The organism is Actinoplanes sp. TBRC 11911, assembly GCF_012933445.1.
GTDB lineage: Bacteria > Actinomycetota > Actinomycetes > Mycobacteriales > Micromonosporaceae > Actinoplanes.
The window spans coordinates 535,561-552,147 of record NZ_JABBNC010000002.1 but is presented as its reverse complement, the minus strand read 5'-3'; the positions used below and the strand labels follow the sequence as shown (position 1 = coordinate 552,147).

Sequence of the window (16,587 nt, the reverse complement as noted above, 5' to 3'; positions counted from 1 at the left end):
AGCGCGCGCGTCCGACCAGGACGCGTGCCAGCCCGAGCACGGCCGGCCGGCCCTCTTGTCGGGGCACACCGTGCCCATCCGCGAGCACTCCTCGGTCACCAGGCCGCGGACGCCCCCACGGACCGGGAGCTCCGTGTCGGACAGATACTCATGCCACACCTTCCGATCGATCCGCGCCCACGGCGCCTGGTCAATCACCTTCGACGCCGCACTGTTCGTCATCCACGCAGGGGTAATCCCGTCGTCGGTCGCCAGCTTCGACCGGCGCCGCACCGTCGCTGCGGTGATCGGCGAGAGCTGCGGCTCGAAGCCGATTTGCACCCCGTCGCCGCGGACCAGCACGTCGGTGCGCGAAACGGCTGACTGCTGACGGGCTAAAGCTCTCTAAGCACCGCCAGCAGTCGTTCTACAAGCCCGCCGCACGCATTTTAGGCTTCTGTTGCTGCGCGCCAGATCCTTTCGAAATCGTCGGCGCTAATTCTCCTTGGTTCGAAATCAGCCTGCGCGGCGATGTCGTCGAAAGTCCCGACTGGGATGTCGCTAAGCATCGTCGTGCCGGTTGTGGTGGACGCGCTGGCGTAGTCTCGATGTCCGTCCCGGTAGACCTCGACCTTGCGCTGCTCGAAGTCGTCCTCGCCGATCTCGCTGTAGAGCTCGACGGGCTCGTCGGGAAAGTCGTGCAGCCAGCGCACCTTCCAATACCGCATCTCTTCGGCGTCACTCACCACCGCCACCGCCCCCCTCGGCTTCGCCACCGGCATTTGCACCGTAGGAGACGATACGCCCACTGACGTTAAGGTTTCCGGAGTTGCGGATCACAAAGACTCCCGGGCGTCCGGGCTCGGAGTAAACCTCAAGTCCGTCGACATCGATCTGTACATAGTGCGTTACTTTGCGTCCCGCCCAGGGAACTCCGTAGAATTCACGGGACAGTTGGCCAGTCGTCTTGGTGCCGGGGACAATGTCGCTGAAGTACTGGCCATCTCCTAGCTTGGCATCCTTCGGGTTGTTCGCCAATGTTGATGGATACATCTCCTCGCTTTGGACGATGCCGTTCATGTTCTTCTCGGTTGTGTAGTGGTAGAGCGTTCGCTGCGGCCCAGACCCCTCGCTTGTGCCATTTACCGAGATCAGCTCGCCCATGCCGCCGGTCGCCGCGAACGACGCGCCAACGGCGAATACCGCGCCGGCATCGATCGCTCGGCTCTCCGCTACCGGGTATGACGCCCCCGGCGCATCGATGAGTTCCGTGAGCTTCTCGGTGAAGCCATCCGGGCAGACGTGCGCGCCGTACAGGCCTTGAACGCAGATTTGGTGCCAAATGGCAAGTTCCTGTGCGGGCTGGATGTCCTTGGTGTGGATGTTCTTCGTCGCCTTGGCGTAGGCGACATTCATGCGTCCGTAGTGCTTGTCACCGACCTGCACAACGACGTGCTTCGATACTGGCACATAGGTAGTGCTGGAGATGCTGCCGCTGTTGTTGTGATGCTCGCATGCGTTCGCGCTACCGCAGGTGGGCTTCTTCGCCGGGGTATTGCCGTGAACATCGGCGTCGTAGTCGGTGCGTAGACCGCTTGGGTCGGCGTGGGTTACCGGGTTGCTTCCGGCATACGCGTAGCCGTTGAGCTGTGCTGGGTCGTTGGGGTCGACGATCGGGTCTCGGCTGATGAAGGCTCCGAGCGTCGCGTCATATTCGCGGGCGCCCTCGTGGATGAGGCCGGAGGCATCTTGATCGCCGCCGACGAAGGATTTTGTGCCGGTCCATGAGACGGCCGGGCCGACAGCGTTGCCGTACGGGTCTTGGTAGCGCTTGGTGGTCTTCTGTGTCGCCGTATCATCGATGGCGATCGTGCTGGTGCCGTTGGGGTCGCCGCTAAGGAACTGCAGACCAGAGGTAGTGCGCTGCGCGACGGTCTGTCCGTTGTAGCTGTAGTACCGCTCGGCCGTCTTGACACTGCTGGTGGACATTCGAAGTTCCACGTTGCCGACGTGCAGGGTGGTGCCGTCGGGTTCGTGTGCGATTAGGCGGTTGCCATCGGCGTCGTAGACGTAGGTGTAGTGGTCCGCTCCGTCGGTCACCGAGGTGAGATGGTTCTCGGCGTCCCATACTAGGGTTTGCTGGCCATGGGCGCCGGGCCGGCTGATTGTGTTGCCGACCGCGTCGTAGGTATACGACGCGGCCGCGCCCTCTGTAGTGGTCGTGTTGCTCACACCGTGCGGGTGATCGGCCTGCTGGTACACGGAGGTCACCGTGGTGGTCGAGTCTGCGGTGTGTGTGACCTCGGTCAGACGGTTGCCCGTGGTGCTATCAAATGTCCACGACTTCCAGTACGGCGCTGCTCCGCCGAGGTTCGCCGTTGTGGGTGCCGCGGCGCAGTCGCGGTCGGCCGGAGTCCACGCGCTGGTCAAGTGCTGCAATTCGTCAAAGCCAAAGCATTGGGTTTCGGCCGTGCCGCCGGACGGCGTGTCATCGGCTTTGACGATGTTGCCGTAGGCGTCGTACGTGTAGTGGACGTCGGCGACAATATTCGACCCGGTGGATTTGAGTATCTTGGCTTCGGTGAGCCGGTGGGTGCCTTCGTCGTAGGTCAGGGCCTGTTGGGCGAATTCGGCGGTGTTGCTGTCGGCAAATGTGGTTACGGCTGGCTCGCCGAAGCGGCTGTACTGGGTCGAGAGCACGATTTGCTTGACTGCGCCGCCAAAGTCCGTCTTGAGGCTGTACGGGTGTCCGGTGGCCGAGTCGTAGCTGTAGTTGAGTGTCTCGGCCGGCAGATCGCCGGTGGTCGGGATCGATTGGCTGTTTATTGTGCCGTCAAGGTTGTAGGTGCTGGAGAAGGCGTAAGTGCCGGCTAGCGCCCCTTCGGCAGAGGGAATGGTCGTGATCGTTCCGGCCGGCTGGTAGAGGTTGTTGTAGCCGATCACGGTGGTCTTGTACTCATTGCCACTGTCGAACCGGCTTGACGACGTCAAACGCCCTTTGGACAGGGTGTCGTACGACCAGGTCGCCATCTTGGTGCCCGTTCCGACGGGTCCTAGCCACTCTGCTGTCTTTCGGCCGAGCGGATCGTTGTAACCTGCGGGCAACGTGTAGTCGTAGGACAGCGTCCGGTTCAGCGCGTTCGTAGTGCTGGTGATGTCCCCGGCGTCGTTGTACGTCGTGGTGGTCGCACCGGAGTCTGGATTGGTGGTGCTGATCGTTCGTCCGAGCAGGTCGTATCCGTATCGCCACTGGTTTCCGGCGTTGTCGGTGACGAGAGTCTGCTGTCCCTTCTCGTTATACGTGTATTTGGTCGACTCGAACGAGCCGCTTGAGTATCGTCGCAGCTCGACCGCGCGGCCGAGGGCGTCGCTGTAGGTAGAGGTCGCGGTGCCGGCCGATGGCGCTGCGGCGTCGGCTACCGGGGTAACATCGGTACGATCACCGCCGTACGTCGTGGTCGTGTGCCATTGGGTGAAACCGTTGGACACGAAAGCTGAGCGGATCTGGCGTCCGGCGCCGTCGAACGAGGTGATTGTCTGGGAGGGAACATTTTGGTCAATCGGCGCGGGGAACAGCGTCGTGCTCGGCTCGTCGGAGTTGTAGTACGGGCCGCTGTCCTTCACCTTTTCGCCGAGTGAGTTGTAGAACGTGTCCGTGACGGTGCGTCCGCCCCCGATAGCAAGCGCTTGCGTCTGACGGGCACGTAGCAGACCGTCGTAAAATGTGTAGCTGGGCACGTAGGTGGCGAGTGCGTCGAGTTCGTTCGTCGTGACCACCGACGGGGCGGTTTGGCTGACCTGGTAGCTGAACGTGGCGTTCGCCGTTACCCCGGATGCCTTCGACCGTGTCGGCTTCCACACCGCCGTCTGCCGGCCGAACGGGTCGTAGGCGGTGTCGGTGCGCTTGTTGTTCTCGTCAATTAATCCGGTAGTGAGCCCGTAGCCGGGGGAGATCTCCTCGGTCGTGTTCCAGCCGAGCGGGTTCTTAGTCGTTTTCTTGGAGGTGACCGGCCCGCCGGTCGCCGGGGTGTAGACGGTGAGGGTGTGGTTACCCCGGACGTCGGTGGCGTCTGTGACGCGTCCGAAAGCGTCGTAGACGCTCGTGGCTGTTGTCAGCCAGGTAATGCTTGAGGCCGTCCACGCCTTAGCTGTCTGTACTTTAGTGATGTCGCCCTTGGTCGGAGCGATCCCGTACGCGAGGCCGTCGAAGCTGTTCTCGACGTCCGAAATCACGTCGTTCTGCGATGTGGGGGCCGTGCCGCAGGGCTTGGCATAGTCCTGGGTGCGGCCGACAGTCTCGAGGATGTTCGCGCTTGTATTGCGGTTGTAGGCAGAAATCGTGCAGGTATCGTCACCGGCCTCACTGAGATCGCCCTTGTCCCAAACCCTCGTCGGCATGCCGAAGTCGTCCAGGGTAGTGTCGATTTCGCTGCGCCGGGGTGCGCGGCCGCCGTCAAGGTCAGTTCGCTCGTGCGTGGCGGTCACCCCGGTCCGGTACGCCGAGAGGGTGTAGCCGTTGACTGTGCGGGTTGCGATCGCGTCCGATTTCCACGGGTCGTCGATCTCACCGCTGACCTCCGCGCCGTCCGGACCGTTGTTCGTGATGGTCTCGCGCACCATGCCTGCGTACGCATCGTCGTCGTCAACCTTGGCTCCGGTCGAGTCCGTGACCTGCACGCTCCTCGTTCCGGAGGGGGTCTTGTCGCCGTTCATGCCTTGGAAGTACCGGACCGTGGTGCTGGTCTTCGGGTCACCGTTGTCGCCAACGGTCGTGGTAACGGTGTCATAGCCGCGAAAAACGGCCCATGTTTTGCGCGACGCCGGCACGAGGCCGTTGTCCTCGTCGTAATGCCAGGCTGGCTTTCCATAGGCGTAGGTGGTATAGGTGCGCGGCGCGCCGCCAGTGAGGTCGTTCTCGGAGACGGCGATGACCCGGTACTTGTTGAACCAGTCAATGCGCGGGTTCGTCTCACCAGGCCTAGTCCAGAAAATTGGGTAGCAGCTCGATGTGTTCGCTTCGGGCGCGGGGGTTGATCCGGCGACGCATTCGCGGTCGGAGTACGTGACGCCGATCAGGTCACCGGTCTCCGTGGTGATAGAGGCGATACGCCACCAATTCATCTTCGCCGTCTGGTCGGCACCCGTGTCGACCCGGTTGGCCAATTGGATGCCGGTGAACTTGATGTCAGGGAGAATTGCTGTGCCGCCGTATAGACCACTGTGCGAAATCGACGATAGCCACAGGCCAGCGCGGGTACTATCGCCGGGATCCGGATAGGTTTGGTGCAGGGTCCACTTCTCCACCGGCGTATACGCACTCGTCGAGGCATCCCACACCGAGGTCTGCACTGTGTCGAGACGCTTCTGGGTAAAGAAGGTGGGCGAGTAATCCGTGCACGAGGTCGTAGAGGTGCAGGACTGATCCCACGGCACGTCTGGCCAGTTCGCCGGAGTTGATGATGTACAGGCGGAGCCACCGGTCACACACCTGTTAGCGGTGGTGAAATCAACCTTGTATGGCGCCTTCGCGGTCAGGTCGCTGTCTTTGCCGCCGGTGTGTTGGTCCGTGCCGTAGTCGATACGCGTGAGGTCGCCGCCGCGGACATATGTGGAGATCGAGCTGCTGGTCAGGTTGCGGGCGTATTTGTTCGTCTCCGGCGTGTACCACATCGACATCGTGGTGCCATGGGCGTCGACGACGTAGTCGAGGTTCCACTCCCATGCCTGGTTACATGACGCAGACGCGAAGGTCGCGTTGTAGCAGGGGTCTGCGGGGGTGCTACCAGCGGCTGGGTTGTTCCCGAAGACCGGAACGGTGTAGACGGAGTTGGTTGTCGGATCGTTGGTAGCCCAGCCAGCGATATGGTTCAAGCCGAAGAAATATTGCGTCCCATCGCTGGTAGTGACCTTCCAGTATTCGCCGTCGTTGTCGCCGTTGGTCGCGCCGGTCAGGAGCTGTACCTTTGAGCCGTCATCGTCTTTGAGCGACCAGTGTCCGTCATCGTCGTCACGGATGAGCTCGCCAGAATGTCCCGGCATGGACAGGGTGGCGTTGTTCGTGCCCCAACACAAATCGCCGGTCTTCGTCTTGTTGTTGGCAGTGCCACCCATGTCGTCTGAGCAGGATTTGTAGCTGCGGACAATCGCGCCGGGCTGATAGCTAAAGCCCTCGCCGATCCAGCCAGGCTGGTTGTTGGACGCGGCCATCTCGCCGTCGACCGATGCCGACGAGTAGTCCAACCCGACTACCGGCTCAGGTCCGCCTTGGGCTGGGGGCACCCGCATGGGGTACGACCAGGTGAAGTCGCCGGACTGGTTGCCGCCGGTCCAGGTAGAGGAGGCCTTGAGCGGTGTCGCGGTGAAGTCCCCAGCGTCACCGGACGGTCCGGACACTAGTGCCACGGTGGTTGCTGCCGCGCCTGATGGGGCGAGATCGACCGTCGCGGTGATCGTCGATGCTGGGGCGTCGTTGCGAACTGGCAGCACGGTTGGCTGGCATTGTGTTGCCTGCATGGTAGTCGTGGCGCAGTCGGGGACCGTAACCATGCGCAACCGACTGGACCAGTCGGCGCCGTACGCCCTGCGGAACGTCCGATAGTCGACGGTGAGGTCGATTTTGCCCGCATTCGCCTGGGAATCGGTGCGGCTGACCTTGATCACCATGTCTTGGTGAGCACGCACTGCGGTGTCATGCGAGAGGACCTCCACCCGCACCGACGAGGGAGTGGCTGCCCGCTCGGCAGCCGATAACGTCGCCGTATGGCGTTCTGGGGCGACCGGTGCATCGACGCTGAGGGGCGTGTTCGCCACGACGACCGCATGTCGGCCCGTCGCCGAAAGAGCCGCACCCATGGACACGGCGGTCGATGAGGCTACGGGCCAGGTGAATCCGGGAGCTCGCTTGAGTGTCGCACTGGCCACTGGGTCTGCAGGACGCTTTGCAGGAAGAGGGTTTCGTCCGGGCGCGACGCTGCGTGCCTCGGGGGCGGCGAGTTTGGCGGGCCGCGTCTTGTCGGCGAACGCGGGCTGGGTGCCTACGACCCCGAGCGTCAACGCGGTCGTCAGGACGGCGGTGAATAGGACGCGTCCGGTCTGGCGACGCGTTCGTGAATGGGGCACGGCGACCTCCAACTGCGGGATGGGACGGGAGGAGCTCATTGGGCGTCGGCCGACACGTAGTAGGGGTCGTTGAAGGTGTAGAGGTTGCTGATCTCGGTGGCGTTGAGCACGCCGTTGAAAAGCCCGGCGTTGTCGATGCCGCCGTTCCAGACGTAGCCGAGTTGTGCCTGCCACAGGCCGCTGCCGACGGCGACCGGACCTGTCGCGTGCCAGGGCGTGACGGGCAACGCGGTGGCGCCTTGCGACACCCCGTTGACATAGAGTGTTATCTGTTTGGTGGTGGCGTCGAAGGTACCGATCAGGTTGACCCACTGGCCCGCTACCGCGAGTGCCGTCGACTGAACGATGGCCGCCGGGGTGCTGGTGGTGTCGGTGTTGTGGATCCAGAAGGTGTAGTGGTTGGCCGCGCTTACCCCAAGGCCGAAGTTCGACGTGACCGTGCCGTTCTGCGACACGGCGCTGGCGAACGCTCCGGTCAGGGTCGCGGGGTTGACCCACGCGGAGACGCTGAACGAGCCGTCGGTGCGTACCGCGGGACGGGCCGAGAGGCCGTAGTCGGGATCAGCCGAGTTGAGCACGGTCGCCGGCGTGCCACCGCTGTCGGGTGGATTCATGTCGTCGAAGCCGGGCTGCGGGCCACCCGTCCAGGTCAGCGGATTCGCGATCGGGTCCATTTTGTTCTGGGTCGGGTCGAAGCCGAGGGGATACTGGTCGGCCCAGCTCGACGCGCTCAGCCCGGCAATATCGGAGGCGTAGCCGACGCGGTCCCACACCCGCACATCGGAGATGTCGCCGGCCCACCAGTCGCCCGAGATATCGGTGTAGCGGTCGCGGCCGATCGCGAACGGCCCGGCCGCGTCCCACTGCTGCCCGCTCAGCGTCGCGCTCGACTGCAGGACACCGTTGACGTACAGGCTGATCTTTCCTGCGGATCGGTCGTAGACCCCGGCAATGCTGGTCCACACACCCGTATTAGCTGTTGCCGTGGAGAGCAGCCGCGTGGAGGCCACGCTGCTGCTGTCGGAGGCGATCATGTCGAAGTCGAACTTGCCCTGGAAACAGCCCAGATAGAAGCCGGAGGTGTGCACACCGTCCTGACTCACCGCATTGCCCGTGCACGAGGTTCCTGTCGGGCGTACCCACGCCGCAACGGCGAACGAGGTGTTGGTGTGAATCGGCGGTGTCGCGGTCAGCGCGGCCGAGGTGCCGTTGAAATGTGCCACGCTGTGGCCGATCTGCCGGCCGTTGCCCGTCCACGTGACATTCGCCGCGGTCGCCGCGTGGTCGCCGGTGCCGGTGTCGGTGCCGTCACCGTCGAGAGCCCATAGCCCGACCGGCTGATCGGCGTTGTCGACTAGGAAGTCGGCGCTGCCCATCGCGGACACGACGCCGGTGGCGGTGTAGGCGTATGCCTGCAGCGTGTTGTCGCCCTCGACCGGCGGTGTGTAGGAGACGGTTACCGGCGCCCCGGCACTGGTCGTCACCGTTTGCAACGGGCCCCCGGCCGACGGCCCCCAGGCGTACTTGACGACCGCGGCCACAGTCGCGGCATCGCCTGCCGCCCGGATCGTGAACGACCCGGGCTTGCCCACCCCACCGTGCAGAGAGTCGTCGTCGGGATAGGCCCCGTCGGCCGACACGATCGTCGGTGGCTGCGGAACCGTGTTATCAATCTTGAAGTAACAGGTCGCGGTCGACGAATCGGTGCCGTCCGAAACGCTAACACTCCACGTATAGGTTCCCCCGGACAGTATCGCTGCCGCCGGGATACCGGTGACCAGTTTCTGGCTCGCTCCACTAGCCACGTTCGCGTACGAGGTGGTGAGTGTGCCGCCACCAGGCTTGGGATAGGTGAAGCTGACCGTCGACTTGTCTGCCTCCGCATCCTTCACCGTGACCTGCGGAACAGGGCTGTGAGCCGGGCTACCCACGGTCGACAACGGCGGAGCGGCCGCCGCGCTGCTCGCGCAGGCAGCCGCATCGGTATGCAGGTTGCTGATTGCCGGCGCGGTGTTGTAGGTCACCGACAGCTTGGCACCACCCGCTCCCCCCGTCTCGTCGAACTTCTTCCACCCGTTCGAGCCGTCGAACGACACCGCCTCACTGGCCGCCCGCAGTCCGAACGTGATCGTCGCGTTGCCCGTAGCGGAATTGACCTCCGACGCGAGCGCGGTGCTGCTCCACTCGGAGTGCACCCCCGCCGCGTCGTGGCAGTTCTGGTTCGACACGTTGACCAGCGATGACCCTCCCCACGCCGGGGCATTCAAGTTCCAGGTGGTGTTCTTGCCCAACGCCTGCGTCACATGATGCAGCTCCGTCTGGGTGTTACTGCAACTCCATGAGTGCACCAGGTCATCGGAGAACGTGGCCGAGGTGACGTGCTTGCCCTTCCACGCCGAGGTCGAGAACTGAAACAACGACCGATACATGTCGACACCAGTGCCTGCATTGCCGACCTTCGCGTGGTCGGCCCGGTCGAAATCCCAATACTCCTGGGCGGGAACACCCTTATTGATCATCGCCCAATAAGTCCGAAGCGGCGCCGATGACGTCGGATCGATGAAGATCGGGAAGGTCGACGCAGGATCGCTCAGCAGGCTCCGCGACGGCGTCACGACCAAGGTGGTGCCGTCCATCGTGGTCGGGGCCTCAACAACCTTCGCACCGGAACCCGGCCCGTCGGACGTGGACACCAATTCAGACTGCACGTCCTCGGCCGGCATCGACGCCGAGGGCGGAGACGCCGGACCAGTGGAATCCCACATCGCCGCCGCCCCAATGTGGAAGACGTCGGTGACCGCATCATCCGGCGAGGTAGCCTGCCCGGCCGCCCCCACCGCACTCAGCCCGCTGCCCGACAACGCGAACCGCAGAGCCGAAAGCGCCGGATTCGCCGCGGCATCCGCGGTCTTCACCACCAGAGTCTCGGAAAAACCCCACTCATCGACACGCACCTTCAGGTCCACATCGGGCAGCACCGAGGCATAGGTCGCGACGGCACCGGACAACGTTGGCTTCGGCAATGCCACACCCGTCCAGGTCCACACCAGCTCCTGACCCTGACTAGCCGTCCGCGCCAACGGACCCGAACCACCGCCCGACAGCACGACCGCCGTCGGAGACGCCACCGGCGAAACAGACCCATCCCGATTGGCCTGCAACGTCGTGTCGACCGGCACCCAGCTGCCATCCGCGCGGCGCACCCGCTCCGGCACCGCCGACTCAACGACCGTGAATGAACCATCCCCGTTCGCCCGCAACGTCGACGTCTCCGTCGTAGCCCCTGACACGGCAATCGCCGTCTTGCACGACTCAGCCAAACTCAGCGCGGACGCGGCGTCCGGACGAGACTTCGTGGCGCACGCGGCCTCCGCCGGTGAACCACTCGCAACCACCAAAACCGCCGCCACCGCGACGCCCGACGCTGCTAAACCGGACACAGTGGACCGAAAAAGGGCGCGCGAGGCCCATCTACGGACACGCAACATGGATGCCTTCCCTTACAGGGATAGATCGACATCTGAGAACGTAAGCGGCCGCATGCACGCTGTAAACAATCCTGAAGGTAAGCGGCACTTCACCGATAGCAAGCATCGACAACCATGTGAACCATCTACCTGCGTGCAGAGATCAATCTCGAAGCACCATGTAGCTCAGATCACACCTTCAACGCGGATGAACCTGACCCACCTCGGGCCACGCACTCAACTCTGGGCACCTCTCATGACGTGACCCGGATCGTGGCCCGCACCGCAATCGAGGAGCTACGTCCCGGGAAGCGGGCAGGGCCCCGCCCGCGCCGCTTGGCGCAGACGAGACCCAAAGGGCATAGATCACTACCGCGCATCAGATCGCCGCCGGCGACCCCGTCCTACTAAATGGACAGCTCAGCGGCTATGGCCAGGCGTCCGCGTGGGGAGCAGTTTTGGGGTGTACCCTGCCGGGGGCACGACCGAGGGTGGGGTCTGTTTGCGGAAAGCGCAAACCTTATCGCTCGCGCGTTATTCCTGGGGGCCGAGCCCCCAGACCCACGCCGGGGGTGACCCCCGGACCCCCAACACATTTCGTGTTCAGTGGATGGGTCTGCTCTTTTTCTTTTGCGCCCTTGCGTGTTTCTTGTGGCTGCGGTCCACTTGCGACGCTTGGGTCGGTGCTCGTCGTGTGTGGATCCGCCGCTGGCCGATGGTGTCCGATGTTGCTGGTTTGGATCTGAATCTGATGCAAACCTAGTGTTTTTGACACCTCGCTTGCTTGCCGCGTCGCTGGCTGGTGTCACTTCCTGTGGAGTAGCATCGGGTTTTGATGCTAGGGGGTGGAGAATGACACGCACTATCTCGGCTTCGTTGGCTCCCGTGCTTGAGCAACTGGAGCTTGAGCAGGCGGACCTCGTTACCATGGCCCACCTTGATGAGCTCGTGCGTGCGGCTGAGATCGGCACCGCGACACGGACTGTGGCTACGCGGCTGCGGGAGCGCGGGTGGTTGCTTGCCACCGGCCAGCGAGGGGTGTGGGAGTTTGCGCCCGCCGCGGTTGCGGGGCCTCACAGCCGGGGCGGTCCGACCAGACTGCTGCGAGCGGTGCTGGCCCATGCAGAGATTTCCTGCGGCTTGACCTTCCAAGCAGCGGCCTGGGCGGTGAACTTGGCGGATCGTGCACCAGCGACCGTCGAGGTGGCCGCGATGGACGAGCGAGCGGCCGCGCGGCTTCCCGCCTCGTTGGATGTGTCGGTGTTCATGCCGCGACTCCCCTATGTCTTCGCGAAGGGCGTGCCGGTGTTGCAGCCTCCGAGCGTGCTGGCGCACATGGCGGCGACTCCGACGCGAGTGCGGTCGTGGGCGAGCGCCCTCGAGTGGTTGCCCGAGATCGCAGCCGAGGCAACCGCCGACGACGTGGTCGCCGAGTTGGACGGGCGCCCGGCAACGGTGAGCGTCCGGATGGGATACCTCCTGCAGGGGCTGCGTCCCGACATCGCCAGCCTGATCGCCACACCCGAGACGAAGACGTGGTTCGGCCGGCGGGGCAAACTGCTCCGGCATGACAACAAGTGGCAGATCGCCGACACGATCCTGCCGTTCGACCCGCGCACGCTGGAGCCGGTGTCGTGAGCGCGCCTGGCCGCATCACGCTGACGGTCGGCTGGGTCGCGCGCCACACTCCCAAGGGTGCCGGCACAGGCGGCCGGGAGGCGGCAGTCCTCGACATCGCGCAGGATCTACTGCTGCGCGAACTGCACGAATCCGCCGTCCTGGACCCGCTCGTATTCAAAGGCGGCACCGCCCTGCGTAAGCTGTTCGCCGGCAACGAGGGCAGATTCTCCCTCGACCTGGATTTCAGCTTGTCCGTTCCAGCGGACCCCGAAACCGTCGTGCTCGACCTGGTCAGCGCCATCGACGGCATCACCATCGGTCCGTTCGTGTACGGCGTCAGTGAACGGCGGGGGAAGTGGTCCCTGACCGTCACCAGCCCGTACAACGACGGAGACACCACGCTGTCGAGCAAGCTCGACGTCTCCCCTCCGGTGTGGCTCGACCCGGCGCGGCGTGGCTGGGTTCCCATGCCGGTCCACGGCACCTACGGTGGCCGACCACTGCCGGCGCTGCAGGTCATTCGCTTGGAGGAGAACCTCGCCGAAAAGATCTCCCGCCTCAACCGCACCACGACGGCCCGCGACATGTACGACCTCGCGTGGGTGGCCAAGCACAAGCGAAAGCTCGGTGGCCTGGATTTCGGCCTCGTACGCCGGCTCGCGGTCTTGAAGATCTGGGTGGACGCGCGAGGCCTACGAGGTACGGACGCCGCCTGGAAGCCGGGGCACGAGCCACGCGAATTCGAGCCCGCCACGTGGCTACGGGAACGAACCGCCCGCGAGTTCGACCGCCAGGACATCGGGGCGCTCGCCGTTCCCATTCCCACCGAGGCCGAGCTAGCCAAGGCCGTCAATACCCATTACGCCTTCCTCGGCGATCTCGACGCCGAAGAGCGGCAGCTCGCCGCGGCACGGGAGCAGGACCGCGACCTCGCTCTGCGCCTGCTGGCCGAGCTACCCGGCACGCGCCTCGCACAGGCTGGTCTCTACTGACCCGGGGCACCGCAAAGGTTTTCCCGACCCGCGGGCAGAGTCGGCCATGGGCAAGGTCGAGCTGGCGGGCACCCTGGTCCGCTCGGGACGCTACGGCGGTACTCGTCGTATGCGGAGCCGGCCAGGGGATTCGATCCGCAGTCGCGGGCCCTACCAGAACTCGTCAATGTTCGGCCTCGGCGCGGTCCCGGATGCCGCGCAGCATCCGTCGCATCATCGCGAAGTCGGCGCACTCCATCAGCACGACCGTCACGAGAACCAGCGGCCGTTGCCACTCGTAGACCGTCTTCAGCCGGGTGACCAATCGAGTCCGCTCCCCGGACAACGGGGTCAGGTGCCAGGCCCAGCTGCGGTTCGGGGTACGCCACAGCAGCCATGCGGGCTCGACGTAGCTGTCCACCACGAACGCCGTTCGCTCGGAGGGCTTCGGAACCATCGAAAGCCACTGGCCCACGTGGATGTCCTGCAACTCCGGCACGATGCGCCGCACGCTGGGACGGGCGAAGTTGTCGAGCAGGTCTCCCGCGTACCAGCCGGCCCGCCGATAGCCGACCTGGACCAGCCACGGCCACACCTCGGCCGGGCTGGCGTCGATCGTGACCGCTCGGGTGGTGCGGTACTGGGCCTGGGGTAGAAGGTCGTCGCCGGCCATCGCCGCGGTCGCTTCCTGCGGGGTGGCGCCCCAGGTCAGGTGCCAGGTGCGCAGCAGCGGTGTCACGACGTACCAGGGCAGGTCCACGACGGCGGCACGGATCTGCCGGGCCAGGCCAGATCCTATCCGCGGCGGCGTCGCCCAACGCCCCACATTCGGCCGATCCGCGACGTCGCCACCGTCCAGCACGACGGAAGACTCCTCCCCCTGGCTTTCCGCTCAAGACAGCAAAGGCCGAAGCGAAGTTACGCCGACGCCCTTGGCGCCACGTCATCCCCGCGGGGTGAGGCTGCGACTGTCCGTTCCACTCACGTCGGAACCACAACGTCACGCTGCGGGCGAGAAGCCCGACGTCACCATTGGGGCGGCCGAGCGAGCGGCTCCACCTGGTCACTCGCCACAGGTAAGGCTCCGTTATGGTGGTTAGATCAAGACCGGGCATGCCTGTAACCTCCGTAACTGCGGAGACCGTTCTGGCTCGAGCGCAACCGGCCACTGATGGGGTCGAGGTCAGAGCGCATACCTGAGCTGCGCCTCGCGGTAGGTGGTCCTCCCGGCACATGCTGGTGCCGGGTTGCGCGATCCAATGGAGCGGAACTGTCACCAGCGGCAATCACCGAGTTGATTCTCACGCCTCGCAGTGGCCCTCACCCGCTGGGCACCGCGTCGTCCGGCAGCCTGGGCCACGCCCAATCGGACCGGCATCCCCGTGTCCGACGGGCGTGGCTATGCCGGGCGGGCCCGCCCACTGCGTTCGCCGCGATCACCGAGGCTCGGCTAGCTAGTCGCGCAAACGAGCGGCCTCTACCGAACGGCGCTTACCTAATGCACCACACCTGACGCGAACTCATGCCTCACCAGCTGGTCCATCGCCCGATCGATTTGGCTCGGCTTGAAGAGATGCGCCTTCCGAGGAGTCCATGACGCGACGTAGTCGTAGACGGCTGACCGTCCGCTTAGGCCCAGCCCAGCATGGGTTAACGCCCAGTGCACCGTCGCCAGGAGCTCCAGCCCATAGGGAGTCTCCCAATCGTGCACCAGTTGCGATACGCGAGCCAGCCTTCGCATGGTCTCAGGATGATCGTGAAGGAACTCCGAGGCAAAGCGATCGGCACCCTCGACCAGCCCGATGTGAGGCTCCCGGCTCCTGTCCCCGTAGCCAAGCGTGTAGTGACCCTCCATCATGATCAGGACGTGGTTAAGGTTCTCGGCGTACGGACCGTAGGGTGCCCGTTCGTACCTCAGCCGCAGAATCTCGCCGCTCTCCTGCAAGAAATAGGCTAGCTTCTGAACCTCTAGAGCTGAGAGACGATACGAGTCCAGCTCCCGATATTGCTTGAGGAGAAGCAGCAGGGCCGCGCGACCGAGCGTCATTTTGGGCCGCTCCGTACGGATGGGCATCTGATCGGCTTCAGGTGCGCCGTTCGGGGGGAACAGAAGGACCTCAGCATTCAGACCCCCAAGCGCCTCTACAATCAACGGGCGCACATCCGACCACTTCAGGCCGCCATTGCCGCATCCCAATGGCGGAACAGCAATCGAGCTGATTCCGTACTCCTCGATGACTTTGATCAAGTCCTCGAGTCCGGCCGCAATATCGGCTATGCGGCTATTCCCACGCCAGTGGCGCTTGGTGGGGAAGTTAACGATGTAATGCGGAGGTTGGAGCTGGCCCGTTGACCAAACGAACATCCGTCCCGGAACGACGTCACCCCTCTTGGCTGCGCGTTCGTACGCGCGGAAGTTACCTGGGTACGCCTGCCGGAATTGGAGGGCAATTCCCTTACCCGCCACGCCGACTGTGTTCACAGTGTTAACTATGGCCTCTGCCTGCGAATCGAGCAGATTGCCACTCACTTCCTTAATCACTTCGTCACCTCCCGCACCTAGTCATAGTACCAGTTGGATTTAACATCGCACGGCAATGCAATGCGATGTTCCTCTAGTAATTGCATCACTTCATTCTTCATGCGCGCAGTCCTCGTACCGACTACCCGGAACAAGTTCAACTCAATCCTCTGATGCACCAAGAACTCGGCCTGTCGCCGGCGCCTCCTATCCGGGTCATCATCTGTGTCAATCCACATCCTTTCCTTCATCAGCGGGAAGTCCACGAAACTGAGGTCCGCCAGGTCATTGTAAAATGCCTTCGGTTCCCGAATTGGATGCCCATCAGTGAATGCGAATTGCCGCCCGGTGTCGGCAACATCCTCGACGTCGGTCGCGAAATAAACCAGATTATCAAGATTTTCCGGTTTGCCCGTTACCTTACCTTTCTTGTAGGCGTACATCATCGGGGAACGAGTGCCGAAGTAAAACGGCACGTAGTCCGCGAGCGTCCCGCCCGGCGGCACCTCCACCTCGGTGACGGCACGTTTCTGTTTGAGCCCGCTGTACGCGATGTCTCTAACAGTCAGGTCGGACTCACGGCATAGTCGATCACACAGCAACAGGCCCGCCTCGAGGATCTTCGGGAGGTTAGCCCTGTGAGTGAAGTGATAAATCGGTATCAACTCAGCCACCTACAAGACACGCATTCATCGATGAGTTCGCACGCTACACAGCCGGTACGACATTTCTGTCTGGTGCCCGGGCGCTCTGACTCCACGAGCCTCGTCCAGGCTCCTGAGGGCCGCCTGCCTCGGACCGGGACAGCCGCCTCGTGCCGCGAGCGCGCACCAAGCGGCTAGCCACAACGCGCCGTGACTCCCAGAGGCCGAGTCCCGATCCCCACGCGCTGCGTCTCGACCTGCCGGCC

8 protein-coding genes are annotated in these 16,587 nt (G+C 64.0%); 2 read left to right on the top strand and 6 right to left on the bottom strand.

From position 1 onward, the window contains the following. Positions 1–428: 428 nt before the first annotated feature. Genes HH310_RS05675 through HH310_RS45230 form a run of 3 tightly spaced genes read right to left on the bottom strand, consistent with a single transcriptional unit; the run spans position 429 to position 10,226 of the window. Entirely contained in the window at positions 429–725 is a 297-nt protein-coding gene (locus HH310_RS05675; protein ID WP_169174294.1) for a DUF6881 domain-containing protein, read from the bottom strand. Further along, on the bottom strand, positions 718–7,110 hold the full coding sequence (locus tag HH310_RS05670) for an HYD1 signature containing ADP-ribosyltransferase family protein (protein ID WP_169174293.1): 6,393 nt from the start codon (positions 7,108–7,110) through the stop codon (positions 718–720). The genes HH310_RS05675 and HH310_RS05670 overlap by 8 nt, the downstream gene beginning before the upstream one ends. A 23-nt stretch (positions 7,111–7,133) precedes the next feature. Continuing rightward, entirely contained in the window at positions 7,134–10,226 is a 3,093-nt protein-coding gene (locus HH310_RS45230) for a LamG domain-containing protein (RefSeq protein ID WP_169174292.1), read from the bottom strand. A gap of 1,224 nt (positions 10,227–11,450) precedes the next feature. Between HH310_RS45230 and HH310_RS05660 the strand changes: the two genes are divergently transcribed. Both HH310_RS05660 and HH310_RS05655 read left to right on the top strand, forming a co-directional pair. After that, positions 11,451–12,203 (top strand): type IV toxin-antitoxin system AbiEi family antitoxin, encoded by a 753-nt coding sequence (locus HH310_RS05660; RefSeq protein ID WP_169174291.1) that lies wholly within the window; start codon positions 11,451–11,453, stop codon positions 12,201–12,203. Further along, positions 12,200–13,177: a nucleotidyl transferase AbiEii/AbiGii toxin family protein gene (locus HH310_RS05655; protein ID WP_169174290.1), complete on the top strand. Its 978-nt coding sequence runs from the start codon at positions 12,200–12,202 to the stop codon at positions 13,175–13,177. Before HH310_RS05660 ends, HH310_RS05655 begins: the two co-directional genes overlap by 4 nt. A gap of 163 nt (positions 13,178–13,340) precedes the next feature. Here the strand turns inward: HH310_RS05655 and HH310_RS05650 are convergent, their stop codons facing one another. The 3 genes from HH310_RS05650 to HH310_RS05640 form a co-directional block, all read right to left on the bottom strand. Then, a complete protein-coding gene (locus HH310_RS05650) occupies positions 13,341–14,018 on the bottom strand; it encodes a hypothetical protein (protein WP_211191725.1) in 678 nt (225 codons plus the stop codon). A 633-nt stretch (positions 14,019–14,651) separates the two neighbouring features. Continuing rightward, positions 14,652–15,698, bottom strand: coding sequence for a macro domain-containing protein (locus HH310_RS05645; RefSeq protein ID WP_169174289.1), 1,047 nt, complete (start codon positions 15,696–15,698; stop codon positions 14,652–14,654). A gap of 17 nt (positions 15,699–15,715) precedes the next feature. Beyond that, positions 15,716–16,351, bottom strand: coding sequence for a DUF4433 domain-containing protein (locus HH310_RS05640; RefSeq protein WP_169174288.1), 636 nt, complete (start codon positions 16,349–16,351; stop codon positions 15,716–15,718). Between the last annotated feature and the right edge of the window lie 236 nt (positions 16,352–16,587).